The organism is Brachybacterium sp. AOP29-B2-41, from assembly GCF_052378395.1.
Classification (GTDB): domain Bacteria; phylum Actinomycetota; class Actinomycetes; order Actinomycetales; family Dermabacteraceae; genus Brachybacterium.
Window position 1 is genome coordinate 24,083 of record NZ_JBQSXR010000021.1, and the last position, 23,648, is coordinate 47,730.

Genomic DNA, 23,648 nt, shown 5'->3' on the forward strand with positions numbered 1-23,648 from the left:
ATCGGTACCGAACGGTCGGTTACGCACCCGGGGCAGGAGCAGGCTTGTACCGTCGGAGGGGACAGCACCGGCAACGCGGGAGGATCCCTGATGACCGACGACACCCTGGCCCTGGAGGACGTCGTGGACACGCTCCGCGACGCCGACATCGTCATGCTCACCACCGCACTTCCCAACGGCAAGCTCCTGTCCCACCCCCTGTCCATCCAGGGCGTGACCGATGACGCGGACGTCTGGTTCTTCGTCGGACTGCAGGGTGGCCAGGCCGAGGCGCTGCGCAGCGGCCCGCAGGTGAATCTCTCGATCTCGCAGGCAGGGTCGTGGCTGTCGGTGGCCGGGAGCGCGGAGTTCATCGAGGACCGTGCCCTGGTCGAGCAGCTGTGGACCAAGGGGGCGGAAGCCTACTTCCCCGGCGGTCCGGAGGACCCGAGCCTGGGACTGCTGCGGGTCAGCGGCGAATCCGCGCAGTTCTGGGGCCTGCCCGGCGGCAAGGCCGCCGGGCTCGCGCAGATCCTCAAGGCGAAGGTGGCCGGGGAGCGCCCACCCGGCGGCACCGCCACGACCGAGCTCTGACCACGGACGCCATGGGCGACCCGGGTGCCGGCGAGGGGCCGGAGCGGACCGCCGACGGTCGATACATCGTGGTGCGCGGCCGCCGGTGGCGGGCCACCGACCCCGATCTCCCCGAGGAGATCACCGGCCCCCTGCGCTCCGAGCTGGGACGGGCCCGCTCCGCGATCGGCAGGTCCCAGGACCCCAGCGAGGTGCGGGCCTGGCGCGACCGGGTCCAGCTCGCCAAGGAGGGCCTGGGGGAGCGCGGTGAGGCCTGGTGGGAGTTGACGGAGGACGACCGCGCGGAGCGCGCCGGCGAACGCCTGGATCGCCTGCGCTCCACGGACGTCACGGGGTCCTCCGCTCCGTGAGGATCGCGGGGCGAGAGATCAGACGGGCAGGCCGGTCCCGAGGGGCGTCGCCCGATGCTTCGCCTCGCGACCGGCCTTGCGCCAGCCGTCGATGATGTCCCACGCAGCGACCCCGAGGATGCTCAGCACGAACAGGACCACGACTACGCGAGCTGTGTCCGGCCCGCCCCCGTCGCTGGGGAGGACGAGGCCCATGAACTCGGGATTCACCAGGAGCCCGTTGCCCAACAGGGTCAGGATCACGCTGACCCATACGACTGCGAGAGCGGTGTTGGCGACAGCCAGGCCCGTGGACCAGCCGCGGCGCAGATGGACGAGGACGGCGAGCCCGACCTCGAGCAGGAGGAGCGCGAGCATGCCGAGCAGTGCCCAGGGCCACAGCTGCGGGTGGAGGATCTGGATGTCGCGGGCGTGGCCGTCGATCTGCACGAATCCGCGGAAGCGGTCCCAGAGCACCGCGCCGATCATCAGTCCGGCGAACACCACCGAGGCGACCACCTCGGAGCGGCCCGCCCCCGTGGGGCGCGGCTCCGGCAGCTGGTCGAGGTCCCAGTCGTGACCGGTGTCCGCCCCGGTGCGCTCCAGGATGACGAACATCAGCGTCACCCAGAAGAACAGGTGCACGGTGGCGGAGATCCCCACGCTGATCGCCTGCCCGATGACCTCCCCGACCGGGGCGCCGATGATGACCTGGACGAGGGCGACACCGCCGACGGCGGAGGCGGGAACGATCGCCAGCAGGAGCTTGAGCAGCCGCCACCAGGCCAGATAGTAGCGCGGTCCCAGCAGGTGCAGCGGCCGGTCGGTGTAGCTCGCGGCGAGGGCGACCGGGTCACCGAGATCGGTGAGCACGGCGCGCTCGGCCTCGGCAGGGTCCTCGCCCTGCTCGAGACGCGACTCGATGGCGTCGGCGATGGAGGCCTCGAGCTCCGCGCGCACGTCGCTCTGGGTCTCGAGCGGGAGGGAGTCGGTCGTGGCGCTGATGTAGCGCTCGGTCAGGGTGGTGGTCATGTCAGTTCTCCTCGGGCGTGCCCGGGTCGTCGGTGAGGGAGGCGATGGACCGGGTGAGATCGACCCAGTCCTGGCTGAGGGTGTCGGCCAGGCTGGAGCCGTCGGCCGAGGTGACGTAGAACTTCCGGGGTCTGGAGTCCTCGGTGTTCCACTCGCTGGTCAGGAATCCCTGCTTCTCGAGACGCCGAAGCAGCGGGTAGAGGGTGTTGGCATCGGTGGTGAAGCCGCGTGACTCGAGCTGCTCGAGCAGGCTGTATCCGTACCCGGGGGTGCGCAGCAGTCGCAGGCAGGCCAGCACGACGGTGCCGCGCCGAAGCTCCTGCAGGTGGGGGTCGAAGGACTCGCTCATGTTCCACACCATAGTGTGTGTGACACACCATCGTCAAGGGGACGGTGTTGTCTAGTCGGTGCCCTCGGGAGATGGCCCGCGGCCGCGGAACAGGAGCTGCGCAGTGCCGTCCTCGGCCGTGGCGCGTTCGGCTGCGACGTCGTACGTGGCGCTGACCAGCCCGGCTGCGAGCGCCTCGCGGGGAGGGCCGTCGGCCAGCACGATGCCGTCCGCCAGGACGATCACGCGGTCGCAGTAGCGGGCGGCGAGGTTGAGGTCGTGCAGCACCACGAGCGTGGCCAGGCCCCTCTCGCGCACGATCTGCAGGACCTGGTGCTGTGAACCGATGTCGAGATGGTTGGTGGGTTCGTCCATGAGGAGCGCCCGTGGTTGCTGGGCCAGGGCCCGGGCGATCAGCACGCGCTGCTTCTCTCCGCCGGAGAGGAGGGCGAACTCGCGGCGCGCCAGGTGCAGGGCGCCGGAGCTGTCGAGCGCCTCGGTGGCGATCCGCAGGTCGGTGTCGGTGGTGGAGCCGATGGCGCTTGAATGCGGGACGCGTCCCAGCAGCGCCACGTCGGCCACGGTCAGCGGCACCTCGCCGGCGATCTCCTGTGCCATCACGGCGATCCGGCGAGCACGCTCCCGGCCCCGGTAGCTGGCCAGATCTCGTCCGTCGAGCAGCACCTGGCCGGCGTCGGGCACGAGAGCATGGTGGAGCAGGCGCAGAGCGGTGGTCTTGCCGCTGCCGTTGGGGCCGACGAGACCCACCACCTCGCCCTCAGCCACCGAGACGTCGATGCCGCGCAGCACCGGCGTCGCCCCGAAACGATGGTGCAGAGCGCGAGCCTCGAGGATCAGCCCTCCCGTTCGAGCAGCCACTCGTGAATCCTCTCCAGTCCGTCCACGACCAGCGGGGACGCGGGCTCGGCGAAGTTGAACAGCAGCGGGAGCACCGCCTCCTGCGTCACCGCCTGCAGACCGGACAGCTGGTCCTGCGTGACCATCTCATCACGCACCTCGCTGCCATCCCCGTCGCCCTGGTACAGCATGATGAGCACGTCCGGATCCGCGGCCAGCAGCGGCTCGGAGCCGATCTCGGACACCCGCTCGGCGGTGTCCGCGAAGACGTTCTCGATGCCCAGGGCGTCCAGCTGGGCGGTGACCATGCTGCCGGCGCCGTAGGTGTACAGCGGGCCGCCACCGAGCGAGGGGTACAGCACCGCCGCGGTCGCGGTGCGCAGATCCGCCGCGGAGTCCGAGACGGCCGCGACGCGTTCCTCCAGTGTGCTGATCAGAGCGTCCGCCTGCTCGTGGCGATCGAAGATGCGGCCGTAGGTGGCGATCGTCGAGGAGAGGGTCTCGAAGCTCGCGCGCTCCCCGGCGGCGGCGCAGAAGACGTCCTGGACCACGACCTCCGCGCCGGCGTCCCGCATCGCCTCCCGGGTGAGGCCGTTGGGGAGTCCGAACACGATGTCCGGGCTGTGGGCGATCACCACCTCCTGGGAGATCTGCAAGTGGCCGGCGGTGTCGATGTCCTCGGACAGAGCAGGTATCGCCTCGATCCGAGCGGTCAGCTCCGCGTCGTAGTACCCGCGCGGGAACGCGCCGGCCCGGGCGACGACCGCATCCAGCACCCCGAGCCCGTCCAGCGTGGTCACGGGTGCGGATTCCAGCAGCACGATCCGCTGCGGCGCGGCGTCGAAATGCAGCGTCGCCTCGCAATTGGCCAGGTCCAGGGGGAAGTCGTCCGCCCCGCCGCCTGCCTGGCCCGCGCCCGGATCCCCGGAGCTGGAGCTGCAGGCCGCGGCGGTGAGGGCGAGGAGCCCGGCAAGAGCACTGCGCCGACCGATGCGGCCGACGGGGCGGGAGGAGGGATGGTCCATGGTGAGCCTTCGATCGGGCGGCGAATATCGGGCGGGCAACGAAGTCAGGACTGGCGTGCGTGCAGCCGGCGCACCAGGATCAGCAGGAACGGGGCGCCGATCGCCGCGGTGATCACGCCGATGGGCAGCTCGCGAGGCTGCATCACGATGCGGGCGACGGCGTCGGCCCACAGCAGGAACAGGGAGCCGAGCAGGGCGCTGGCCGGGATCAGCACGCGGTGGCGGGCCCCCACCAGGCGGCGGGCGAGGTGCGGGATCACCAGGCCCACGAACCCGATCGACCCCGCGCCCGCGACCGCTGCGGCGGTGCACAGCGAGACCACGAACAGGAAGCCGATGCGGGCGCGGTCCGGGGAGATGCCCAGGCCGTGGGCGATCTCGTCGCCGGTGCTCAGCGCGTCGAGCGTGCGGGCGCCGAGCGTCATCACGACCACCCCGATCCCCGCGGCGAGCACCGCGATCAGCAGGAACGCGTTCCAGCGGGCCAGGGACAGGGAGCCCAGCATCCAGAACATCACCGAACGTGATCCCTCCGCCGAGTCCGAGGAGAAGATCAGCAGGTTGGTCACGGCCGTGAGCGCATACCCGACAGCCACGCCTGACAGCAGCAGTCGCAGCGAGGTCACCCGGCCGCCGGTGCGGGCGATGGCGAACACCAGCAGCGCGGCACCGAGCGCCCCGACGAAGGCGAACACGGACTGCGCGTACTCACCCATCGCCGCTCCCAGCCCGAACAGGATCGCGCCGGCCGCACCGGTCGAGGCGCCACCGGAGACCCCGAGGATGTACGGATCGGCCAGCATGTTGCGCACCATCGCCTGCAGCGCGGCCCCGCAGATCGCCAGGCCCGCGCCGACGGCGGCGCCCATCAGCACTCGAGGCAGGCGCACGGTCCAGACGATCGCCTCCGTGGCCGGATCCACAGCGACGGCCGACGGTATTCCGAGATGGCGGGCGATCACCTGCACCGTGGTCCCGGCAGGGATCGGCACCGGTCCGATGCCCAGGCAGATCAGGGTGCTGACCAGGGTGAGGATGGCGAGCACGGCGAGGACGCCAGCGGAGCGGCGGGCACGGGAGCGCACGCCGAGGAGATCGGGTGTGCGCGCGCGGCGGGTGCCGCGGGACGCCTGCACGTCAGAGGTGCGCAGCGGCGCCGCCATAGGGCGTCCTTCCGGAGATTACTTGAAGCACTGTACAAGTGTTCTCCGGGTGTCGTCAGGACGCATCAGGTCGCGGTGTCGGTGCTCCGCAGGGTCGGAGCGGGCGGGTGCTCGTGGTGTTCGATGCCGGGCAGGTGATCCGAGCCCAGGTCATGCAGCAGATCGTGCACGAAGCGGTCGGCCAGCTCGTAGCGCACCTCGCGGCCCGTGCGCTCGGCCCGCACCCATTTCGCGGCGCGCAGCAGGGCGAGGGCGTGCGAGGTGGTGGACTCGCTCGCGTCGATCGTGCGGGCGATGTCGGAGCTGCGCACACCGGGGTGAGCATGGATGCAGAACAGGATCCGCAGGCGGCGCTGATCGGAGAGCAGGGCCATGCGCTCGGCCATCTGCGCGAAGCCGTCGACCGAGGCCAACAGCCGCGTGAGCTCTTCGACGAGGAGATCATCCGCCCGGGCGGCATCGTCGGCCTGAACATGCACGGGCTGCTCAGGATCCATGGCGACCAACCTACCCGGGCCGCCGAGCTGCGGCGCCTCGAGCGGCTCGGAACGGTGATCCGGTTGTGACGTTCGGGGTGATTCCGGCGAGCTGAGGGGTTCTGAACGTCCCACTGGGTGGCGGGGCGGGGGCTGGCGGGCGGCGCAACTGCCCCGGCCCGCACCCCCGCCCCCGCCTCGCTCAGAGGGTCGCGGCGAAGGCGTCGAAGTCGGCGGGCATGGGCTCGACCTCGGTGAAGGTGGAGCTCACCTCCACGATCGAGCCCTCGGCGATGGCGGTCTCGATGCCCACCATGACGTCCAGCACGTGCGCCGCGATCTCGCCCTGGGCGCGGTGGGAGACGCCGGCGCGCAGGGCGCGGGCCATCTCCAGCACGCCCAGGCCGCGCCCGGTGGTGGCACCGGTGGCGGGCACCGGGGTCGGCGCCTCGCCGCGGTACTCGGTGAGCGCCGAGTCGCCGTCGAACACGTTGGGATCCGGGAAGGCGAGGGTCGCGTCGGTGCCGTAGACCTCCACGAAGCCGGTGCGGGTGTGGGGGGAGTCGAAGCTCAGCAGCACGGTCGCGTTCTGGCCCGAGGCGAAGCGCAGCAGCGCCGCAACCTGCGTGGGTACGGTGACGTCGAAGACCTCGCCGGCCTTGGGGCCCGAGCCGATGGTGCGCTGCTCCTGGGCGCGCGAGCCGACGGCGCTCACCGAGACGACCGGGCCCAGAGCGAGCACCAGGGTGGTGGCGTAGTACGGGGCGATGTCGTACAGCGGCCCCGCGCCCTCCTGGAACAGGAAGGCAGGGTTCGGGTGCCACGACTCCGGGCCGGGGGACTGGAACAGGGTCAGGGCGCTGGTGGGAGTTCCGATCGACCCGTCGCGCAGCGTGCGCAGCGCGGTCTGGATACCGGCGCCGAGCACGGTGTCCGGGGCGCCGCCGATCCGCACGCCGGCCTGCTCGGCGGCTGCGAGCAGGGCCTTCGCGTCGGCCGGGGTGGTGGTGATCGGCTTCTCGGTCCACACGTGCTTGCCGGCGGCGATGATCGCCTGAGACACCGCGGCGTGGGCGGTGGGGATCGTCAGGTTGATGACGATCTCGACCTCCGGATGGTCCAGCACGTCCTGCGTGCTGCCGGAGGTGGGGACGCCGAACTCCGCGGCGCGCGCCGCGGCGGCCTCGGGGAACAGGTCGCCGATGATGTGCACGGTCACGTCCGGGAAGGAGGTGAGGTTCTTGAGGTACTCGGCGGAGATGGTGCCGGCGCCGATGAGGCCGACGCCGACGGGTCCGGTGGCGTGCTGAGCGGTCATGAATGGGTTCCTTCGGGGTGCGGGGTGCGGGGTCGGGTGGCGTCAGGAGGCGTGGGAATTCAAGTACGCCACGGAGGTGGCGATGCCCTCGAACATGTCTCCGGCGTACGCATCGAACTCGATCACGCCGTAGGCGACGTGCGCGGAGGCTTCCAGAGTCTGGGCCAGCGGCATCTTCCCTTCGCCGAGGGGGAGCTGCGCGGCCGGGTCCGTGGAGAGGTCGCCGTCCTTGAGGTGCACGAGCTGCACGCGCTCGCCGAGGGTGCCGAGCAGGGTCGGGATGTCCGCACCGCCGACGGCCGCCCAGTAGGTGTCGATCTCGAGGATGACCTGCGGGTCCAGCTCGCTCGCGAAGAGCTCCAGGGCGCTGCGCCCCTCCAGCTGCGAGACCAGCTCGAAATGATGGTTGTGGTAGCCGACGCGGATCTCGGCGTCCGCGGCGGCCGCGGCGCGCTGGTTGAGCGTGGCCGCGAGGGCGCGCACCTTGCCGGCGTCGGTCCAGTCCTCAGGGTTCCAGTGCGGATCCACGAGGTACTTCACCCCCACGGCCTGCGCCGCCTCGAGCACCTCGGCGAAGTCCACCTCGCCGAGGAAGGACTGGTGGGCGCTGGGGAAGTCGATCGCGTGCTGCGTGCGGGACTGCACCAGCTCGTCCCGGAACTCGACGAGGTGGTACGGCTCGGCATGGGTGAGGCCGAGCTCGACCAGGCGCGCGACGGTGCCCTGGAAATCGGCGGCGAGGGCCTCGCGCACGCTGTACATCTGGACGGAGATCTGCATGGGGTTCCTTCGATGGATCGAGGTCGGTCGAGCGAGTCGAGTGAGCGGAGCTGGTCGAGCTGGTGGAGCGAGCTGGGCGGTGCGGGCCGGAGAGGGCCCGCACCACCGGGTCACTTCACGGCGCCGGCGGTGAGCCCGGCGACGAAGTTCTTCTGCATCATCAGGAAGCCGACGACCACCGGGATCGACACCGCGAGCGAGGCGGCGAGGACCTGGTTCCAGTAGACATTGGTCTGGGTGGCATATTGCCGCAGGCCCACTGCCAGGGTGCGCGTGTCCTCCGTGGTCAGCACCGAGGCGAACAGCACTTCCCCCCACGCTGTCATGAAGGCGTAGATCCCGACGGCCACGATGCCCGGGCGGGCCGCGGGCAGGATGATGCGCAGCAGGATCGTGAGGTTGCTGGCGCCGTCCATCTTCCCGGCCTGGTCGAGCTCCCGCGGGATGCCGTCGAAGTAGCCCACCAGCATCCAGATCGCGAACGGCAGCGAGAACGTCAGGTAGGTGATGATCAGCCCGATGCGGGTGCCCACCAGCGGAATCCCGAAGGTCGCGTCGATGTTCACGAAGATCAGGTACAGCGGCAGCAGGAACAGCACCCCGGGGAACATCTGGGTGGACAGCACCGTGGTCATGAACGGGCCCCGGCCACGGAAGCGCCAGCGGGAGACCGCGTAGGCGGCGAGGGTCGCCACGGCCACGCTGAACAGGGTCGCGACCGAGGTGACGATCAGCGAGTTCACGAAGTACTTCGCCAGCGGCACCGTCGACCACATCTCGATGAACGGCTCGAAGGTGATGGTGGTGGGGAACCAGGAGAACCCGGACTGCACATCACCGAGCGGCTTCATCGACGTGGTGACCATGACCCACAGCGGCACCGCGACGAACACGGTCAGCCCCACCAGCACGATGACGCGGAAGATCCTCTCTCCGACGGTCTCACGCATTGCTCTTCTCCTTCTTCCACTGGGTGAAGTAGAGGTACACCAGCGACACCGCCAGCAGGAACAGCAGCAGGAGCACGCTCATCGCGCTGCCCACGCCGAAGTCCCAGGACAGGAACGAGGCGTTGTAGATGTGGAAGCTGATGAGGTCACCGGCCGGCGGCTGCGCCGTCCCGAACAGCATGTACGGGGTGTTGAAGTCGTTGAACACCCAGAGGAACATCACCAGCAGCAGGGTCTGGTTGACCGGAGCCAGCATCGGCAGGGTGACCGAACGCCACTGCCGCAGCGGGCTCGCGCCGTCCATCGCGGAGGCCTCGTACAGCTCCTCGGGGACGGACTGCAGCCCGGCCATGAACATCAGGAACGCGAAGGGCCACATGCGCCAGATCGCGACCACCACCACGGAGAGGAAGGCGTTGTCGCCGATCAGCCAGAACGGGGCGCTGTCCAGCAGCCCCAGCTGGTCCACCAGGATGTGGTTCACGGCGCCGGTGTCTCGCTGGAGCATGAAGTTCCAGGTGATCACCGAGGCGTACAGCGGCAGGGCGTAGGGGATCAGGAACAGGGTGCGGAAGATGCTGCGGCCGCGGAAGGGTCGCTGGAGGGCGACGGCTGCGGCCATCCCCAGGCCCCAGCTGAGGCCCACCACGAGTGCCGTGAACGCGAGCGTCACCAGGAAGGAGTTCAGCAGCTCCTGGCCGACGGGGGTGTTCAGATCCACCGCGATCCGGTAGTTCTCCAACCCGGCGAACGGGGCTTCCGTCCAGCGGCGGATGAAGAACTTGGTCAGCTCGATGAAGCTCATCCAGAACCCGGTCGCCATCGGGATGATGTGGATCAGCAGCTCGAGCAGCATCGCGGGCGCGATGATCAGGTACGGGAACAGGTGATGGCGGCGACGCCGCGGGGCCGGCCGGTCGGGACGCTCCGGCGGCGACTTCGTACCCTTCGGGGCGGTCAGGCTGGTCATGGGACTCTTCTCGTCGAGGGGGCGGGCGCGGCGGCCGACGGGGCGGTGCACCCCGTGGGCCGCTCGGAGCCTCAGGCGCGGATCGAGTCCTGCGCGGTCTGCATGGCGGTGAGAACGTCCTCGCGGCTGACGGAGCCGCCGGTGGCGATGGTGGCGAACATGTTGTTCATCGCCTGGCCCACGGAGGTCTCGAACTGGTCCTCCCACGGCACCAGCGGCAGCGGCTCCGCGCGCTCGCCGTAGATCTCCATGAACATGTCCGCCTGCTCGGTGTTCTCGGTGAAGGTGGGCTTTCCGTCCACCAGCACGGGCAGGGAGGCGAAGGGCTTGCCCAGCTCCGCCTGCGTTTCCTCGGAGGTCATGAAGGCGAGGAACTTCAGAGCGCCCTCCTCGTTGCTGGTGTCCTTCATGATCGCGAGGTTGATGCCGGCCAGGTGCGAGGCGCAGTCGCTGGGAGCATCGGCCGGGGCGGGGAAGGGGACCGCCGCGAACTGCTCCGGGGTCATCCCGTTGGACTCGATGGTGGCGTTGGCGTTGTTCTGGTTGATGATCAGCGCGGCCTCGCCGTTGGCGAAGGCGGTGACGGACATGGTGCCGTTGTCGAACTGCGCATTGGAGGGGTTGACGACCTTGTGCTCCTGCATCAGGTCCAGGTAGCGCATGATGCCGTCGACCACGCCGTCCTCGGTGAAGGACGGCTTGCCGTCCGCAGTGTTCAGCGCGGCGCCGTTCTGGGTGGCGTTGATGAAGGCGAAGTGGTTGTTCTCCGTATAGGAGCCCGCGGCGAGGGACATGCCGTACACGCCGGCCTCCTCATCGGTCAGGGCCTTCGCGGCCTCGACCATCTCCTCCCAGGTGGTGGGCGGTTCGATGCCGGCATCCTCGAACATCTGCACGTTGTAGTACATGCCGTAGGCCAGGCCGTACAGCGGGATCGAGGTGGGATCGGTGCCTTCCGCGCCGCCGGTGGCCAGCGCCGCGGGGACATAGCGCTCGCGGCCGCCGAGCGCCTCGAACTGCTCATCGCCGAGATCGAGCAGACCGCCGGTGGCCTGGAGGCTCACGCCCCAGGTGTTGCCGATGTTGACCACGTCGGGGCCCTGGCCGGAGGTGATGGCGGTCTGGATGCGGGTCTGGAGATCGGCCCAGCCGATCATCTCGAGATCCACGGCGATGCCGGTCTCCTCGGTGAACTTCTCAAGGACCGGGGTGAGCACCTCCTTGTCGTTCTCGACGCTGGTGCCCTGGTTGGAGGCCCAATAGGTGAGCGTGTCCGGACTGTCGTCCGAGCCGCCGCCGGAGTCGGAGCTGCAGGCTGCGAGGCCTGCGGCGGTCACGGCGGCGAGCGGGGCTGCGGACAGAAGTGTGCGTCGTCGCATCGGAGTTCTCCTTGACGGAGGGTCACCGAATCGATTCAGTGCTTAATCGATTCGGTAAGTATGGGCACGAGATGCCGGGGCTGTCAACGGATGCCAGGCCTGTCGGCCGCGGGCTCAGCCGCCGGTGGAGGCGCGGGGGTTCAGCGTCGCCTCGGCGACCTGCAGCACCGTCCCGACGTCGCTCTGCCCTTCGCTCCGGCGCCCTTCGATCCGGCGCACCAGCAGGTCCCCGACGCTGTGCCCCATCTCGAAGGGGCGACGAGACAGGGCCGTGATCGCGGGGGAGATGACTTCGACGATCAGCGAGTCGTCCCAGCTGATCACACCCAGCTGGCGCGGCACGTCGATCCCGGCCTCCTGTGCGCTCCGCAGCGCACCGATCGCCAGCAGATCGCTCGAGGCGATGATGGCCGGTCGGGAGCTCACCGAGCCGTCCACCTGCGCGAAAGCCGAGCGTCCGCCCTCGATCGAGTAGCGGCCGGCGGCCCAGGTGTGCGGGAGCCCGTGCTCGAGGCACAGCTCCTGGATGAGGTCGCGGCGGCGCATCTCGTGGGCGTACTCGGCCGGGCCGGAGAGCTGGATGCAGCCGTTGTAGCCGCGTTCGAGGAGGTGAGCGACGACGGTGCGGGCGTCGGCGTCCTCGGCGGATTCCACCTTCACGAAGTCCTCGGGGCCCTGATAGTGGCCCAGCAGGCCGAACTCGAGGTTCAGGGACTCCAGCAGGGCCGGGCGGGCATCGTCCTGGGCGAGGTCCAGCAGCACCACGCCGTCCACCCGGCGCTGGCGAGCCCAGGTGCGGAACACCTCCGCCTCCTGGTCACCGCCGCCCGGCACGAAACGGACCATCAGCTCATAGCCGTGGGCCGAGGTCGCAGATTCGATGCCCGCGGTGACCGCGGCGTAGAACGGCTCGCGAGAGACCTCCTTCGCGTCCCTGATCAGCACCAGTCCGATGTTTCCGCTGCGACCGCGGCGGAGCGCTTGGGCGCCGGAGTGCGGGGTCCAGCCGACGGTGCGGGCGTGCTCGAGAACCCGCTCGCGCAGCGCCGTGCTGACCCCCGCCTTGCCGTTGAGCGCATAGCTCACCGTGGCGGCAGAGATGCCGAGGTCACCGGCGATGGTGGCGACGGTCGGACGAGTGGACTTCCGCGACATAGGGGTGCTTCCAGATCTGGCGGCGGGGGCCGGGTCGGAGGGGACCACCAGCGCGGGGGGTGCCACAGGCGGCAGGGTCGCTGGATCCGCACATGATAGATCCCAGATCTGCGCGGCCGGTGAGGGCGGCAGGAGTGTCGAGCTCCGGCCGGGCCCCTGGTCCGATCACCGGAGGCCGGATGCCGGATGCCGGATGCCGGATGCCGGTGATGACTGATGGCTCAGGTGCGCAGGTGCGAGGCGCCGTTGAGATCGAGGATCGTGCCGGAGGCCCACTGCGCGGCAGGGGAGGTGAGGTAGAGGATCGCGGCGGCGACCTCCTCGGCTGTGCCCACCCGTCCGAACGGGCTCTGCGCCCTCAGGGCGTCCCCGCCATCGCCCTCGAGCTTCGGTCGCTGGCGCTCGGTGCCGATGAATCCCGGGGCGACCGACGCGACGGCGATGCCGTGCGGCGCGAGGGCGAGGGAAAGGGACTGACCCAGGGCGTGCAGCCCGGCCTTCGCCGCGGCGTAGCCGGGGGCGTCCCTCTCGCCGCGGAACGCGCCGCGGGAACCGACGTTCACGATCACTCCGGGTGCCTCGCGAGAGATCAGCGAGCGGGCGACCAGGTAGGACAGGTTCGCGGGCGCGGTGAGATCGACGTCGAGCATCCGGGTGAAGCGCTGCTGCCAGGTGGCGTAGTCGATCTCCGCCACGCGGTGGTCGGTGCCCGTGCCGGGGGCGATCCCGGCGTTGTTGACCAGGATGTCGATCTGCCCCAGCGCGCCCTCGGACTCCTGGACCACCCGCTGTGCGGTCGCCGGATCGGAGAGATCCCCGCCCACCAGTGCGTGGCCTGTGCCGTGGAGCAGCGCGAGGGTCTCCTCCGCCGCCTCCCGATCCGTGCCGTAGTGCACGGCCACTCGTTCCCCGCGCTCGCTCAGAGTGATCGCGGTGGCCCGGCCGATCCCTCGGGAGGCTCCGGTGACCAGTGCACATCTCATCTCGGCTCCTGTTCTCGCGGCGGCGCCCCGGCCGGGGCACAGTGCCATCATCGGGCATCGTCGCGCTCGTGCGGGCGCGGTCAGCGGGTGAGCGCGATCCCGATCAGCAGCTGGGTGAGCAGGAACCCGGTGACCAGGTTCAACCATAAGAACCGGCGCCAGCCCCGGTTCGCCTGCTCGGCCTGCTCGTCCGGCAGCGAGCGGAAGGGCCAGGTGCTGAGGAGATAGGGGAGCACGAGCAGCCCCGCGAGCATGGCCGGCCAGCCGGCAAGCAGCATCGTCACCCCGGCTGCGGCGTACAGCCCGATCGAGAGCCGCACCGTCGCCGCCGCCCCGATCACGGTCGCGATCGAGCCGATGCCTGCGGCCCGATCGGGCTGGACGTCCTGGACCGCGCCGAAGGCGTGGGAGGCCATGCCCCACAGGAAGAATGCTGCGAGGCTCGCCGCAGCGGTCAGTCCCACCGGTGCCCCGGTCAGCGCCAGTCCGAACGCTGCAGGACCCATGAAATGGAGGGAGGAGGTGATCGAGTCCAGCACCGGCCGCTCCTTCAGCCGCAGCCCCGGCGCGGAATAGCCGACCACCGCCGCCACCACTATCACCAGCACCACCGCAGACGCCAGCCCGCCCCACAACAGCAGCGCCACCACGAACGGCAGCGCGAGCAGCCCCGCCGACCAGAGCGTCACCGCGTGCCAGCGGCGGTCCAGGACGATGCCCTCGATCCCGCCCTTGCGGGGGTTTCGGAGGTCCGACTCGTGGTCGAACACATCGTTCACGCCGTACATCAGCAGGTTGTAGGGCACCAGGAAGAACAACGTGCCGACCACCAGGGGGAGATCCACACCGCCGCCGGCCAGGAGGTACGCGGCCGCGAAGGGATAGGCGGTGTTGACCCAGCTCAGAGGGCGTGAGGAGGCCAGCAGCTGGCGCGCAGCACCGGGCGCGGAGGCCACGGCGCTCATCGTTCGCGCTCCGGGGTCAGCAGCAGCCACAGCGAGGGAAGCAGCAGCCCGGCCGCGAGGGGCCAGGCGAGGTCCTCCACCGGGGCCAGCCCGATCCTCCAGCCCAGCAGCAGCGACTCCTCGAAGCGGAACAGATCGACCGCGATCATCAGCGAATCGAACAGCACCGTCATCACCAGGAGCACAGCGATGGTCCCGCCCGTGAGCAGCCACCAGCGGCGGCCGGGACGACGGAGCATCAGCGCCAGGGCGGTGGTGAGCACGGGGCCGATCAGGAACAGGCCGGCGAGGGCCGCGTAGCTCATCGCTCCTCCTCGAGGGTCGTGGCCGACGGGGCCGACGGGGCCGAGCGCCGGGCGGAGTCGCGGGGGCCGCGGGGGCCGCGGGGGCCGCTGCCCAGCCTCGCCAGGAGTCCCCACATGACGAGGGTGAAGTAGCACAGGAAGGTGACGAACACGAGCTCCTCGAGCGGCAGCTCGGGGGCGAGCATGATCCCGGTCATCAGCGTGCTCTGTCCCATCCCGTAGTGTCCGGCCGCGATCGCGGCGAGGTCCCACAGCAGGAAATATCCGATGCCCAGGGCGAGCACCAGGAGGGTGCGGCGCGGCGCGCGCCAGAGGGCCAGCCCGAAGCGTCGGTCCAGCAGCCCCATGCAGACGGCCGGGATCAGCAGGCCGATCAGGTACACCGATGAGGTCATGCGACGATTTCCTCAGCAGACGCAGAACCAGACGCGGACGCGGGCTCGGGCAACGGGGAGGCGGAGCGGTCGCCGCGCAGCCGCTTGGCGACCAGCTCTGCGCTGATCAGGCACATCGGCAGTCCGATGCCCGGGATCGTGCTGGAGCCGGCGTAGAGCAGCGAGCCGACCTTCCGCGAGACGTTGCCGGCGCGGAAGAAGGCGCTCTGACGCAGCGTGTGCGCGGGGCCGAGCATGCTGCCCTGCCAGGCGCCGAGATCCTCGGAGAACTCGGCGGGGCCCACGGTGCGGCGCACCACGATCCGGGAGGCCAGATCCGGGATCCCGGCCTGCTCGGCGAGCATTGTGATGGCCTCGTCGGCCACCCGCTCGACCGCCGCGCTGCCGGCGCCGTCCAGCCCGCCGCGGCCGAGCCCGGGATCAGCGGGAACGGGCACCAGCACGAAGAGGTTCTCGTGCCCGGCAGGGGCGACCGACGGATCGGTGGCCGAGGGGCGGCACACATAGGTCGAGGCGGGGGAGGGCACACGCCCCTCGCGCAGGGCGCCGAAGTTCTCGCGCCAGTCGCGGGTGAACAGCAGGGTGTGGTGCGCCAGTTGCGGCAGCTCGCCCTCCACCCCGAGCATCACCAGCACCGCGCCGGGCCCGGGGGTGCGGCGCCGCCACCAGGAGTCGGGGAAGGTCTGCAGGTGCCGCGGCAGCAGGGTGGTCTCCACCCGGTGCAGGTCGGCGGTCGCGACCACCACGTCGGCGGGCAGCGTGCGGGTGGTCCCGTCGGGCCCCTGCACCTGGACGCCGCTCGCCCGCGGCCGGCCCCGACCGCCGGGCCGCGCGGCATCAGGGGTGGTGAGGATCCGGGTGGCGCGCGTCGAGGTGTGCACGCGCACGCCCTGCTGAACGGCCAGAGCGGTGATCGCTTCGATCAGATGGGTGAAACCGCCCTGCGGATACATCACCCCGCCGGTGAGGTCCAGGGCGCTCATCAGGTGGTACATGCTCGGGGTGCGGTCCGGGGAGGAGCCCAGGAACACCGCCGGGTAGCCGAGCACCTGACGCAGCCGCGGGTCTCGGAACCTGCGCGCGACGAAGCGCTCGAGCGGCTCGGCGAGCAGCTGCAGCAGTCGCGGCGCCTGCAGCGCGACCCGCGCGGAGAGGAAGGGTCGCAGCGAGGTGAACGAGCTGTAGAGGAAGCGTTCGAGGGCCACGTCGTAGGTGCGGGCGGCCGAGTCGAGATACTTCGCCAGCTGCAGGCCCGCACCCGGTTCGACCTCCTCGAAGGCATCGGCGTTGCGCGCGGCGGAGGCGCGGATGTCCAGTGGATCCTCATGCCCCTCGAAGAACACCCGGTAGCCGGGATCCAGCCCCTGCAGGTCGAGCTGCTCGGCGGCGGAGGTCCCCAGCAGGCGGAAGAAGTGGTCGAAGACCTCGGGCATCAGATACCAGGAAGGCCCGGTGTCGAAGCGGAACCCGTCCTGTTCCCAGCTGCCGGCGCGGCCGCCGACCTGCTCGCGTGCCTCGACGAGGTCCACCGAGAAGCCGTCACGGGCCAGCAGGGCGGCGGTGGCCAGACCCGAGATGCCGCCGCCGATCACCACGGCGGTCCGGCTCGTCCCGGGTGCGGCGGTGCAGGCGCTCATCGGCGGGCCCCGAGCAGCGCGCGAGCGACGATCACTGCCTTCTCATGGTCGGGGACGCGCACGCGGGTGCGTCGGATCTGCTGCGCCGGGGTGGCGCGCAGCCGGCGCGAGAGGGCGCTGTAGAAGCCGTGGGCGGCGGTCACCGCGCGGCGGCTCGAGGTGGGCAGATGGGGGATGGCGTCGGCCGCCTGGGCGAGGTCGGTGTCGATGTCGTCGAGCAGGCGGTCCCGCTCGGCGTCGCCGAATTCCTCGATCTCCAGGCCCGGGAAGTAGGTGCGGCCCAGCTCGTCGTGGTCCTCGGCGAGGTCGCGCAGGAAGTTCACCTTCTGAAAGGCGGCACCGAGAGCGCTCGCCGCTGGGGCGAGCCGTGCAAAGGCGGCATCGTCCCCGCCCAGGAACACGCGCAGGCACATCAGCCCCACCACCTCGGCGGAGCCGTGCACGTACTCCGCGAGGCTCGCCTCGTCATGACGGGAGACGGCGAGATCCGCGCGCATCGACGCGAAGAAGGGGTCGAGGAGCTCGGGGCCGATCCCGCAGCGCCGCGCCGTGAGGGCGTAGGCCTGCACCACGAGGTTGGTGGAGCGGGCGCCGGCCACCGCGCGTGCCGCCTCCGCGGCGAGGTCCTCCAGCAGCCGGGACCGCTCCGCGACCGGGAAGGTGGGATCCGGGTCGTCGACCGTCTCGTCGGCGATGCGGACCAGGGCGTAGATGCTGCGCACGTGGGTGCGCACCGGCTCATCCAGCATCCGGGTCGCCCAGCCGAAGGAGGTTGAGTACCCGGTGATCACGCAGTCGGCGCTGCGCTGGGCGACGCGGTCGTAGCGACTCGTCGGGATCTCGGCGGTCGTGCGCGGGCTCATCGGTCGTCCCGACCGGCGAGCGCGGTCTCTCGGGGCTGCGGGCGGCGCGGTGTGCGGAGCCACTGCGCGACGGCCGCGAGAGCGATCACGGTCGCGACCACCGCGGCGGCGATCGCCACGGCAGGGGCATGCGGCTCATCCGTCGCCCGGCCGACGGCGATCCACGCCAGGCCCCAGATCATCGCCAGCGGGGCGGCGATCGGACGGTGACCGGCAACGATTAGGCCCACCCCGATCAGGGCGACGACCGCGAGCACCAGGACGGCCAGCACGGAGGGGATGCCGAAGCCGGTGAACCCGGCGCCCTTGAGTGCGGCGGCGATATTGGCGCAGGTCGCGACGCTCACCCACCCGAGGTACAGGCCGAAGGTGCCGTCCACGGCGATCCGCTCGAGCATCCCGCCGGGGCCTCGGGCGGCGGTGCGACGGAACATATCGGCGAGGACCGCCAGCAGCAGCGCGATCACGACCACGCTGACCGCCACCCAACCTGCCTGGATGGTGAGGATCCACGCGGCATTCAGCAGCATCGAGGCGATGGCGTGAGGGGCGATGCCGCGCGCATCCTCACGGTCCCGCCACTGCCACAGCGTGTAGGCGCCGAGACCTGCGTAGATCACGGACCAGATCATGAAGGCGGAGCTCGCGGGTGCGAGGTGGGTGGAGTCGGCGGCGAGCAGCCCGCCGGCGGCCTCGGCGATCTGATCACCTCCGAAGGCGCCGACGCCGATCGCGGTGCCGACCATCGCGAGCAGGAAGCTCACGGTCACGGCGAGTTGGCGAGCGAGCGGACGCGCGGGGCGGGTCATGCTGTCTCCTCGGTGTCGGTGTCGGTGTCGGTGTCGGTGTCGGTGTCGGTGTCGGTGTCGGTGTCGTAACCGGTTCCGGTGCCCGAGCCGGCACCGGCGACGGCGCTGCGGCGGTCGGACGGGACGTCCTCCGCGGCGCGCGCGATGTTGCGCTGCATACCGCCGAACACGATCCCGTGGAAGGGCCACACGGCCCACCAGTACAGGTCGCCGAGCAGCCCGTGCGGGTGGTAGATCGCGCGCTGGTAGAGGATCGCGCCGCCGCCCTCGGCCTCCTGGACGCCGAGCTCCAGCCAGGCCTGTCCCGGCACCCTCATCTCGGCGCGCAGGCGCAGCAGGCGGCCCCGTTCGAGCCGCTCGACCCGCCACCAGTCCAGGGCGTCACCGACGGCGAGCCGGTCGGGGTGGCGGCGACCGCGGCGCAGCCCGGGGCCGCCGACGACGCGGTCCATCAGCCCGCGCGAGATCCACCCCAGGCGCCAGGAGTACCAGCCGCGGCGGCCGCCGATGCCCTCGATCACCGCCCACAGGGTCTCGGGGGAGGCGTCGACGTGGCGCTGGCGCTCGTCTCCGCGCACGATGCCGCCGGACCACTCGGGGTCTTCGGGCAACGGGGAGGACGGGGCGCCGGCGGGCGTGGCGGAGTGCCAGGCGGTGGCGACGTCGAGCTCCCGGATGCGGGCCAGTGCCAGCTCGATCGCGCGATCCACGCCGGTCAGGCCTCCCTCGGGATCGGGGACCAGGCCGCGCAGATCCGTCTCGGCGGCGACCGATTCGTGGATGAGCGATTCGACCAGCGGGCGGGCGATGCCGGTGGGCACCGGGGTGACCAGACCGATCCAGTGGCTGGCCAGGCGCGGGGTCAGCACCGGCACCGTGAGGATCCGCCGCTGCGGCAGTCCGGCGGCACGGGCGTAGGCCTGGAGGAGCTCGGCGAAGGTCAGCACGTCGGGCCCGCCGATGTCGAAGGTGCGGTTCGGGGCGCCCTCGAGACGAGCCGCGCCGACCAGATAGTGCAGCACGTCCCGCACGGCGAGCGGCTGTATCCGATTGCGCAGCCACTGCGGGGCGATCATCACCGGCAGGCGCTCGGAGAGGTGGCGCATGATCTCGAAGGAGGCGCTGCCGGAGCCGAGGATCACCGCCGCTCGCAGCACGACGGCCGGGACCGCGCCGGCGAGCAGGATGTCCCCGACCTCCTTGCGCGAGGCCATGTGCGCCGAGAGCTCCACACCCTCGGGATGGATTCCGCCGAGGTAGACGATGCGCTCCACGTCGGCCTGTGCGGCCGCCTCGGCGAAGGAGCGGGCGCCCTGCCTGTCGCGGTCGGCGAAGCTGCGACCGCCGCCCATCGCATGGATCAGGTAGTAGGCGACGTCGACCCCGTCGAGCGCGGCCTGCAGGCTCGCCGGGTCTCCGACGTCGGCCTCCACCACCTCGACCTGCCCGCGCCAGGGTCGGTCCTCGAGCCGGTCGGCGTGCCGCGCCATCGCGCGCACTCGGAACCCGGCCTCCAGCAGCGCGGGGACCAGGCGGCCGCCGATGTATCCGCTGGCACCGGTGACCAGGGTGAGCGGGGCGTCGTGGGGATCGGGGGCGTTCATGCGGGGAGCTCCTCTTCTGCCCGGGGGCGGGAGTCGCGGGACGACGGGCGGTGCTCGGAGGTGGGGGTGGGGAGCGTGAGCTCTGCCGCTCGGAGGATCTCGGTGGTCGCGAGGTCGAGGGAGGTGACGAGGCCGGGCGGCAGGTCGTGGCGCATGGCCGCCTCGGCAGCGCTGTTCACGTGCCATCTCGCGAGGTCCTCGACCCAGGCGCGGGAGCCACCGGCGGTCAGCAGGGACCGCGCGCGGCGCGCCTCGTCCTCGCCGAGATCCTCGCGGCCCAGCAGGGGCTGCAGCGCGGGCCAGATATCCGTGGTCGAGGCATGGGCGATCAGCGCGGTGCGCTTGCCCTCCCGCAGGTCGCCGAGCGCGCTCTTGCCGGTGCGCTGCTCGTCGCCGAACATGCCGAGCAGGTCGTCGAACAGCTGGAATCCGATGCCGAGCAGGCTGCCGATCTCGTCGAGGGCAGTGAGCACCTCGGGGGAGGCGTCGGCGAGGATCGCACCGGCGCGCAGCGGCAGCTGGAAGGAGTACAGCGCCGTCTTCAGCTCGGCGACCGCGAGCGCCTCGCGGAGCACGACCGCACCCTCCGCGGGGCCCAGCTGGAGACGTACATCGGCGAGCTCGCCGGCGGCTGAGGCGTGCAGGGTGCTCTCGAACAGGTCCAGCAGACGGTCGACCACAGGCGCGGGCGCATCGCAGCAGGCGATCGCGCGCAGTGCGGCGATGAGGCCGAGGTCGCCCGCGAGGATGCCGGCCGCCTCCCCGAGCCGTCGCGCCTCGGACGGCCCGACACCCTGCCGCCGCGCGTCGGCGGCGATCCCGCCGGGCAGGCTCGGCGCCCCCCGGCGCACCTGGTCCCCGTCGATCACGTCGTCCTGCACCACGAAGGCCGTGTGCATCAGTTCGAGCGCGGCGGCGGCCTGGACGGCAGCAGGCTCTCGAGCGCCGCCGAGCGCCTGGTGGGTCGCCAGCAGCAGGTGCGGTCTGAACCGCTTCCCGCCGCCCGTGGCGCGGGAGAAGGCGGCCCAGAGGTCGTGGTGATCGGGCAGCGGCAGCGTGCCGGCTCTGGCGGCTCCGCGGCTCAGCAGACGCTGGATCTCCTGCTCGACGGCCTGGCGGTTCGCTTCGATCATGAGGTGCTCGCGGGGAGGCGATCCAGGACCTCGCGGAGCTGCGGGACCTGGGCTGTCGTCCACGGGCTGAGGGTCCACGGCGACAGCTCCACGAGAGCGGCGAGCTCCGCGGGGTCGACCCATCGCAGATCCATCACCTCCGCGGGATGGGGCACCGGCTCGCTCCCGGCTGCAGCGACGAAGACCGGGCAGATCTCGTTCTCGACGATGCCGGAGGCGTCCACGGCCCGGTAGCGGAAGTCGGGCAGGACCTCCCGGGGAGGGCCGACCTCCATGCCCAGCTCGTGCATGGCATGCCGCGCGATCGCCTCGGCGAAGGTTTCGCCCTGGCGGGGGTGGCCGCAGAAGGAGTTCGTCCATACCCCCGGCCAGGTGCGCTTGGTCAGTGCGCGCCGGGTGAGCAGGACCCGTCCGTCGGGCCGCACCACATAGCAGGAGAAGGCCAGGTGCAGGGGAGTGGCGGTGGAGTGGACCGTGGCGCGCGGAGCCAGCCCTCGAGGAGTTCCGTCCTCCTCCATGAGGATCACGTGGTCCTCTGCGGTCGCCTGATCCTGTGCGGTGGTGCCTGGGTGGGTGCTCTGTCGTGCGCTCACCATGCCTCCATCCTCTAGTTAGCCGGGCTATCTAATTTCACTGTAGCATCCACGTATGACCGACACGCCAAGGAACCCCGACGAGGGGCGGAGCAACCGCTACTGGTACGACGGGAATGACTCCCCCGTCGCCCTCCTCAGTGCCTTGCGCGCCTTCCGTGTGGCGGATCAGGAGCTGCGCCGTCGGATGAGCGAGGGAATGGACATGAACACCACCGATCTCGCTGCCCTGAGATTCGTGATCGCCAATGAGCTCTCGGCAGAACCGGTGACACCCCTGCGACTGGCGGCGAACCTGCGCATCTCCGGCCCGTCCACCTCGAAGCTGATCGACCGGCTGACCGCTTCGGGTCACCTGCGGCGCGTGCCCCACCCCGAGGATGGCCGGTCGAGGATCGTGATCGCGACGGACCATGCCCACTCCCAGGTGCGGGAGCGCCTGGGGCACATGCACGAGCGGATGCTCGAGATCGCACAGCAGGTGCCGGCCCCGGCGAGGGCGGCCGCCATCGCATTCCTGCAGGCGATGGCGGAGCAGCTCGACGCCGAAGCGGCACCGCCGGAGCTGACGCAGCGCGGGACCTGAGGGTCCGAGCTCTGCGGCGGCACCCGAGGCGGGTCGGTGAGGCCAGGTGGGATACTGGGGTTCCGACGAGAGGGCCTCGTCGCGAGGACCCACCCCGTGCTCCGACACCGATGTGATGCCGGTTCCTCGTGACGTCGACGTCCAGGGAGCATCCGATGTCCACGATCAGCTGGACCGAGAACAGCACACCGCGCACCGCACGATGGCATTCCGAGAACGGCGCTCCGCCGCCCGAACGGCTCGAGATCGTCGACGACACTGTCACCGCGAACGCCGCCCTGCGCAGCATCCGCGCCGGCGCCGGCCTGCTCTGGCGCGGTGACTACCACAACGCCCGCCAGCTGCTCACAGCCATCGGGCGCCGGGCAGATCGGCGCGCGCTGCCCAAGAACCTCGACGTCGCACGACTGTTCCAGGCGCACCGAGCAGCGCGGGCGGAGCGCGCCAGGCTGCTGGGCGGGGTGGTGGTGATGCTCGAGCCGGGGCACCGCCTCGCTCTGCGCCGAGCCCCGGACGTCGCCGCGGCCTGCCAGCAGGCATACGGAGAGCTCACAGAACCGATGCTCATCTCCCTCTCGGAGCTGCTCGGAGTGCTCAGCGCCCGCCAGTGGCAGGAGAAGGGCGTGCCGATCTCAGCCCTCGAGGCCCAGATCCATCCCCGCCACAGCGTGTTCTCCCCGGTGCGCTCGGAGTACGTGGACCTCGTGGCGCAGGCACCCATGCCCGAGGTCGAGGGAGGGGCAGAAGCCTTCGACCTCGGCACAGGAACCGGCGTGCTGGCAGCAGTGCTCGCGCGACGGGGTGCGGCACGTGTGGTCGCCACCGACATCAATCCCCGCGCAGTCGACAACGCCCGGGAGAACATCCAGCGCCTGGGCCTCGAGGACCGCGTCGAGGTGCTCGAAGCGAACCTGTTCCCGCCCGGGCAGGCGGACCTGGTGGTCTGCAATCCGCCCTGGCTCCCCGGGACGGCGACCTCGGCCCTCGAGCTGGGGATCTATGACGAGGACTCGAGCATGCTCCGAGGAGTGCTCGACGGCCTCAGCGCCCATCTGCGACCCGGAGGGGAGGGGTGGCTGATCCTCTCCGACCTCGCCGAGCACCTGAAGCTGCGCAGTCGTGACGAGCTCCTGAGACTGATCGACACGGCCGGCCTGGAGGTCATCGGCAAGGTCTCCACCTCTCCTCGTCACCCCCGCTCTCAGGATCCGCACGATCTGCTGCACGCCGCCCGCTCTCAGGAGGTCACGACCCTGTGGCGCCTGCGCCCGGTGGCCGACCCAGATCCGGTGGCCGGCTGAGGCGGGAAGCCTGAGGGCGCTCAGGCGGGCCGGAAACCTACCGTCAAGTAGCCAGGCGCTGACCTCGACAGATGCGCAGAAAGTCGGTGTGGTCGAGGCCACTTCGGAAATGGTCGTTCTGGCTTGACGGGGGTGCGT

The 23,648-nt window shown here is 70.9% G+C and carries 26 protein-coding genes; 4 read left to right on the plus strand and 22 right to left on the minus strand.

All coding sequences use genetic code 11. The features are described from left to right. The first annotated feature begins 90 nt into the window (after window positions 1-90). Entirely contained in the window at window positions 91-573 is a 483-nt protein-coding gene (locus ACT3T9_RS16245) for a pyridoxamine 5'-phosphate oxidase family protein (protein ID WP_444601031.1), read from the plus strand. Window positions 574-584: 11 nt separating this feature from the next. After that, window positions 585-923, plus strand: a complete 339-nt coding sequence (locus ACT3T9_RS16250) for a biopolymer transporter Tol (protein WP_444601030.1) — start codon at window positions 585-587, stop codon at window positions 921-923. A gap of 18 nt (window positions 924-941) precedes the next feature. Here ACT3T9_RS16250 and ACT3T9_RS16255 read toward each other — a convergent pair whose 3' ends face one another. From ACT3T9_RS16255 to idi, 22 genes are all read right to left on the minus strand, one after another. Beyond that, a complete protein-coding gene (locus tag ACT3T9_RS16255) occupies window positions 942-1,934 on the minus strand; it encodes a permease prefix domain 1-containing protein (RefSeq protein ID WP_444607045.1) in 993 nt (330 codons plus the stop codon). Between the two features lies 1 nt (window position 1,935). Beyond that, window positions 1,936-2,283, minus strand: a complete 348-nt coding sequence (locus ACT3T9_RS16260) for a PadR family transcriptional regulator (protein ID WP_444607046.1) — start codon at window positions 2,281-2,283, stop codon at window positions 1,936-1,938. Between the two features lie 51 nt (window positions 2,284-2,334). After that, window positions 2,335-3,141 (minus strand): ABC transporter ATP-binding protein, encoded by an 807-nt coding sequence (locus tag ACT3T9_RS16265; RefSeq protein ID WP_444607047.1) that lies wholly within the window; start codon window positions 3,139-3,141, stop codon window positions 2,335-2,337. After that, window positions 3,117-4,145 carry an ABC transporter substrate-binding protein gene (locus ACT3T9_RS16270; protein ID WP_444607048.1) on the minus strand — a complete coding sequence of 343 codons (1,029 nt, stop codon included), beginning with the start codon at window positions 4,143-4,145 and terminating at the stop codon, window positions 3,117-3,119. Before ACT3T9_RS16270 ends, ACT3T9_RS16265 begins: the two co-directional genes overlap by 25 nt. A gap of 44 nt (window positions 4,146-4,189) precedes the next feature. Continuing rightward, a complete protein-coding gene (locus ACT3T9_RS16275) occupies window positions 4,190-5,308 on the minus strand; it encodes a FecCD family ABC transporter permease (protein WP_444607049.1) in 1,119 nt (372 codons plus the stop codon). A gap of 65 nt (window positions 5,309-5,373) precedes the next feature. Beyond that, window positions 5,374-5,805 (minus strand): ArsR/SmtB family transcription factor, encoded by a 432-nt coding sequence (locus tag ACT3T9_RS16280; RefSeq protein WP_444607050.1) that lies wholly within the window; start codon window positions 5,803-5,805, stop codon window positions 5,374-5,376. Between the two features lie 181 nt (window positions 5,806-5,986). Then, window positions 5,987-7,102 carry a Gfo/Idh/MocA family protein gene (locus ACT3T9_RS16285; protein WP_444607051.1) on the minus strand — a complete coding sequence of 372 codons (1,116 nt, stop codon included), beginning with the start codon at window positions 7,100-7,102 and terminating at the stop codon, window positions 5,987-5,989. A 42-nt stretch (window positions 7,103-7,144) separates the two neighbouring features. Continuing rightward, a complete protein-coding gene (locus tag ACT3T9_RS16290; RefSeq protein ID WP_444607052.1) occupies window positions 7,145-7,882 on the minus strand; it encodes a sugar phosphate isomerase/epimerase family protein in 738 nt (245 codons plus the stop codon). 110 nt (window positions 7,883-7,992) lie between these two features. Then, entirely contained in the window at window positions 7,993-8,832 is an 840-nt protein-coding gene (locus ACT3T9_RS16295; protein WP_444501821.1) for a carbohydrate ABC transporter permease, read from the minus strand. Then, window positions 8,825-9,802 (minus strand): carbohydrate ABC transporter permease, encoded by a 978-nt coding sequence (locus ACT3T9_RS16300; protein WP_444501820.1) that lies wholly within the window; start codon window positions 9,800-9,802, stop codon window positions 8,825-8,827. Before ACT3T9_RS16300 ends, ACT3T9_RS16295 begins: the two co-directional genes overlap by 8 nt. 71 nt (window positions 9,803-9,873) lie before the next feature. Then, the gene (locus ACT3T9_RS16305; RefSeq protein WP_444607053.1) at window positions 9,874-11,181 is read right to left on the minus strand and encodes an ABC transporter substrate-binding protein; all 1,308 of its coding nucleotides are present in this window, start codon (window positions 11,179-11,181) and stop codon (window positions 9,874-9,876) included. A 114-nt stretch (window positions 11,182-11,295) separates the two neighbouring features. After that, window positions 11,296-12,336 carry a LacI family DNA-binding transcriptional regulator gene (locus tag ACT3T9_RS16310; protein WP_444607054.1) on the minus strand — a complete coding sequence of 347 codons (1,041 nt, stop codon included), beginning with the start codon at window positions 12,334-12,336 and terminating at the stop codon, window positions 11,296-11,298. Between the two features lie 221 nt (window positions 12,337-12,557). Further along, the gene (locus ACT3T9_RS16315) at window positions 12,558-13,319 is read right to left on the minus strand and encodes an SDR family NAD(P)-dependent oxidoreductase (protein ID WP_441446224.1); all 762 of its coding nucleotides are present in this window, start codon (window positions 13,317-13,319) and stop codon (window positions 12,558-12,560) included. Between the two features lie 80 nt (window positions 13,320-13,399). Then, on the minus strand, window positions 13,400-14,284 hold the full coding sequence (locus ACT3T9_RS16320) for a prenyltransferase (protein ID WP_299304083.1): 885 nt from the start codon (window positions 14,282-14,284) through the stop codon (window positions 13,400-13,402). Continuing rightward, window positions 14,281-14,589: a lycopene cyclase domain-containing protein gene (locus ACT3T9_RS16325; RefSeq protein WP_441446223.1), complete on the minus strand. Its 309-nt coding sequence runs from the start codon at window positions 14,587-14,589 to the stop codon at window positions 14,281-14,283. The genes ACT3T9_RS16320 and ACT3T9_RS16325 overlap by 4 nt, the downstream gene beginning before the upstream one ends. Next, the gene (locus ACT3T9_RS16330; protein WP_441446222.1) at window positions 14,586-14,984 is read right to left on the minus strand and encodes a lycopene cyclase domain-containing protein; all 399 of its coding nucleotides are present in this window, start codon (window positions 14,982-14,984) and stop codon (window positions 14,586-14,588) included. Before ACT3T9_RS16330 ends, ACT3T9_RS16325 begins: the two co-directional genes overlap by 4 nt. Then, window positions 14,981-16,621 carry a phytoene desaturase family protein gene (gene crtI, locus ACT3T9_RS16335; protein ID WP_444607055.1) on the minus strand — a complete coding sequence of 547 codons (1,641 nt, stop codon included), beginning with the start codon at window positions 16,619-16,621 and terminating at the stop codon, window positions 14,981-14,983. The genes ACT3T9_RS16330 and crtI overlap by 4 nt, the downstream gene beginning before the upstream one ends. Next, complete coding sequence (locus ACT3T9_RS16340) at window positions 16,618-17,484, minus strand: phytoene/squalene synthase family protein (RefSeq protein WP_444607056.1); 867 nt, start codon at window positions 17,482-17,484, stop codon at window positions 16,618-16,620. The genes crtI and ACT3T9_RS16340 overlap by 4 nt, the downstream gene beginning before the upstream one ends. Further along, window positions 17,481-18,293 carry a TspO/MBR family protein gene (locus ACT3T9_RS16345; protein ID WP_441446219.1) on the minus strand — a complete coding sequence of 271 codons (813 nt, stop codon included), beginning with the start codon at window positions 18,291-18,293 and terminating at the stop codon, window positions 17,481-17,483. Before ACT3T9_RS16345 ends, ACT3T9_RS16340 begins: the two co-directional genes overlap by 4 nt. Further along, entirely contained in the window at window positions 18,290-19,897 is a 1,608-nt protein-coding gene (locus tag ACT3T9_RS16350) for an SDR family oxidoreductase (protein WP_444607057.1), read from the minus strand. Before ACT3T9_RS16350 ends, ACT3T9_RS16345 begins: the two co-directional genes overlap by 4 nt. Continuing rightward, complete coding sequence (locus ACT3T9_RS16355) at window positions 19,894-21,030, minus strand: polyprenyl synthetase family protein (RefSeq protein ID WP_444607058.1); 1,137 nt, start codon at window positions 21,028-21,030, stop codon at window positions 19,894-19,896. Before ACT3T9_RS16355 ends, ACT3T9_RS16350 begins: the two co-directional genes overlap by 4 nt. Continuing rightward, entirely contained in the window at window positions 21,027-21,626 is a 600-nt protein-coding gene (gene idi / locus ACT3T9_RS16360; protein WP_441446336.1) for an isopentenyl-diphosphate Delta-isomerase, read from the minus strand. Before idi ends, ACT3T9_RS16355 begins: the two co-directional genes overlap by 4 nt. A gap of 52 nt (window positions 21,627-21,678) precedes the next feature. Between idi and ACT3T9_RS16365 the strand changes: the two genes are divergently transcribed. Continuing rightward, window positions 21,679-22,209, plus strand: coding sequence for a MarR family winged helix-turn-helix transcriptional regulator (locus tag ACT3T9_RS16365; RefSeq protein WP_441446335.1), 531 nt, complete (start codon window positions 21,679-21,681; stop codon window positions 22,207-22,209). 155 nt (window positions 22,210-22,364) lie between these two features. Then, entirely contained in the window at window positions 22,365-23,510 is a 1,146-nt protein-coding gene (locus ACT3T9_RS16370) for a 50S ribosomal protein L11 methyltransferase (RefSeq protein ID WP_441446334.1), read from the plus strand. Window positions 23,511-23,648 lie beyond the last annotated feature (138 nt).

Bases quoted from the DNA above. Each gene is read 5' to 3' on its own strand.
- ACT3T9_RS16275 (WP_444607049.1), bottom strand. From the start codon at position 5,308: ATGGCGGCGCCGCTGCGCACCTCTGACGTGCAGGCGTCCCGCGGCACC.
- ACT3T9_RS16290 (WP_444607052.1), bottom strand. From the start codon at position 7,882: ATGCAGATCTCCGTCCAGATGTACAGCGTGCGCGAGGCCCTCGCCGCC.
- ACT3T9_RS16280 (WP_444607050.1), bottom strand. From the start codon at position 5,805: ATGGATCCTGAGCAGCCCGTGCATGTTCAGGCCGACGATGCCGCCCGG.
- ACT3T9_RS16310 (WP_444607054.1), bottom strand. From the start codon at position 12,336: ATGTCGCGGAAGTCCACTCGTCCGACCGTCGCCACCATCGCCGGTGAC.
- ACT3T9_RS16295 (WP_444501821.1), bottom strand. From the start codon at position 8,832: ATGCGTGAGACCGTCGGAGAGAGGATCTTCCGCGTCATCGTGCTGGTG.
- ACT3T9_RS16255 (WP_444607045.1), bottom strand. From the start codon at position 1,934: ATGACCACCACCCTGACCGAGCGCTACATCAGCGCCACGACCGACTCC.
- ACT3T9_RS16250 (WP_444601030.1), top strand. From the start codon at position 585: ATGGGCGACCCGGGTGCCGGCGAGGGGCCGGAGCGGACCGCCGACGGT.
- ACT3T9_RS16285 (WP_444607051.1), bottom strand. From the start codon at position 7,102: ATGACCGCTCAGCACGCCACCGGACCCGTCGGCGTCGGCCTCATCGGC.
- ACT3T9_RS16370 (WP_441446334.1), top strand. From the start codon at position 22,365: ATGTCCACGATCAGCTGGACCGAGAACAGCACACCGCGCACCGCACGA.
- ACT3T9_RS16305 (WP_444607053.1), bottom strand. From the start codon at position 11,181: ATGCGACGACGCACACTTCTGTCCGCAGCCCCGCTCGCCGCCGTGACC.
- idi (WP_441446336.1), bottom strand. From the start codon at position 21,626: ATGGTGAGCGCACGACAGAGCACCCACCCAGGCACCACCGCACAGGAT.
- ACT3T9_RS16245 (WP_444601031.1), top strand. From the start codon at position 91: ATGACCGACGACACCCTGGCCCTGGAGGACGTCGTGGACACGCTCCGC.
- ACT3T9_RS16320 (WP_299304083.1), bottom strand. From the start codon at position 14,284: ATGAGCGCCGTGGCCTCCGCGCCCGGTGCTGCGCGCCAGCTGCTGGCC.
- ACT3T9_RS16260 (WP_444607046.1), bottom strand. From the start codon at position 2,283: ATGAGCGAGTCCTTCGACCCCCACCTGCAGGAGCTTCGGCGCGGCACC.
- ACT3T9_RS16345 (WP_441446219.1), bottom strand. From the start codon at position 18,293: ATGACCCGCCCCGCGCGTCCGCTCGCTCGCCAACTCGCCGTGACCGTG.
- ACT3T9_RS16315 (WP_441446224.1), bottom strand. From the start codon at position 13,319: ATGAGATGTGCACTGGTCACCGGAGCCTCCCGAGGGATCGGCCGGGCC.
- ACT3T9_RS16325 (WP_441446223.1), bottom strand. From the start codon at position 14,589: ATGAGCTACGCGGCCCTCGCCGGCCTGTTCCTGATCGGCCCCGTGCTC.
- ACT3T9_RS16300 (WP_444501820.1), bottom strand. From the start codon at position 9,802: ATGACCAGCCTGACCGCCCCGAAGGGTACGAAGTCGCCGCCGGAGCGT.
- ACT3T9_RS16355 (WP_444607058.1), bottom strand. From the start codon at position 21,030: ATGATCGAAGCGAACCGCCAGGCCGTCGAGCAGGAGATCCAGCGTCTG.
- ACT3T9_RS16365 (WP_441446335.1), top strand. From the start codon at position 21,679: ATGACCGACACGCCAAGGAACCCCGACGAGGGGCGGAGCAACCGCTAC.
- ACT3T9_RS16350 (WP_444607057.1), bottom strand. From the start codon at position 19,897: ATGAACGCCCCCGATCCCCACGACGCCCCGCTCACCCTGGTCACCGGT.
- ACT3T9_RS16340 (WP_444607056.1), bottom strand. From the start codon at position 17,484: ATGAGCCCGCGCACGACCGCCGAGATCCCGACGAGTCGCTACGACCGC.
- ACT3T9_RS16270 (WP_444607048.1), bottom strand. From the start codon at position 4,145: ATGGACCATCCCTCCTCCCGCCCCGTCGGCCGCATCGGTCGGCGCAGT.
- ACT3T9_RS16330 (WP_441446222.1), bottom strand. From the start codon at position 14,984: ATGACCTCATCGGTGTACCTGATCGGCCTGCTGATCCCGGCCGTCTGC.
- crtI (WP_444607055.1), bottom strand. From the start codon at position 16,621: ATGAGCGCCTGCACCGCCGCACCCGGGACGAGCCGGACCGCCGTGGTG.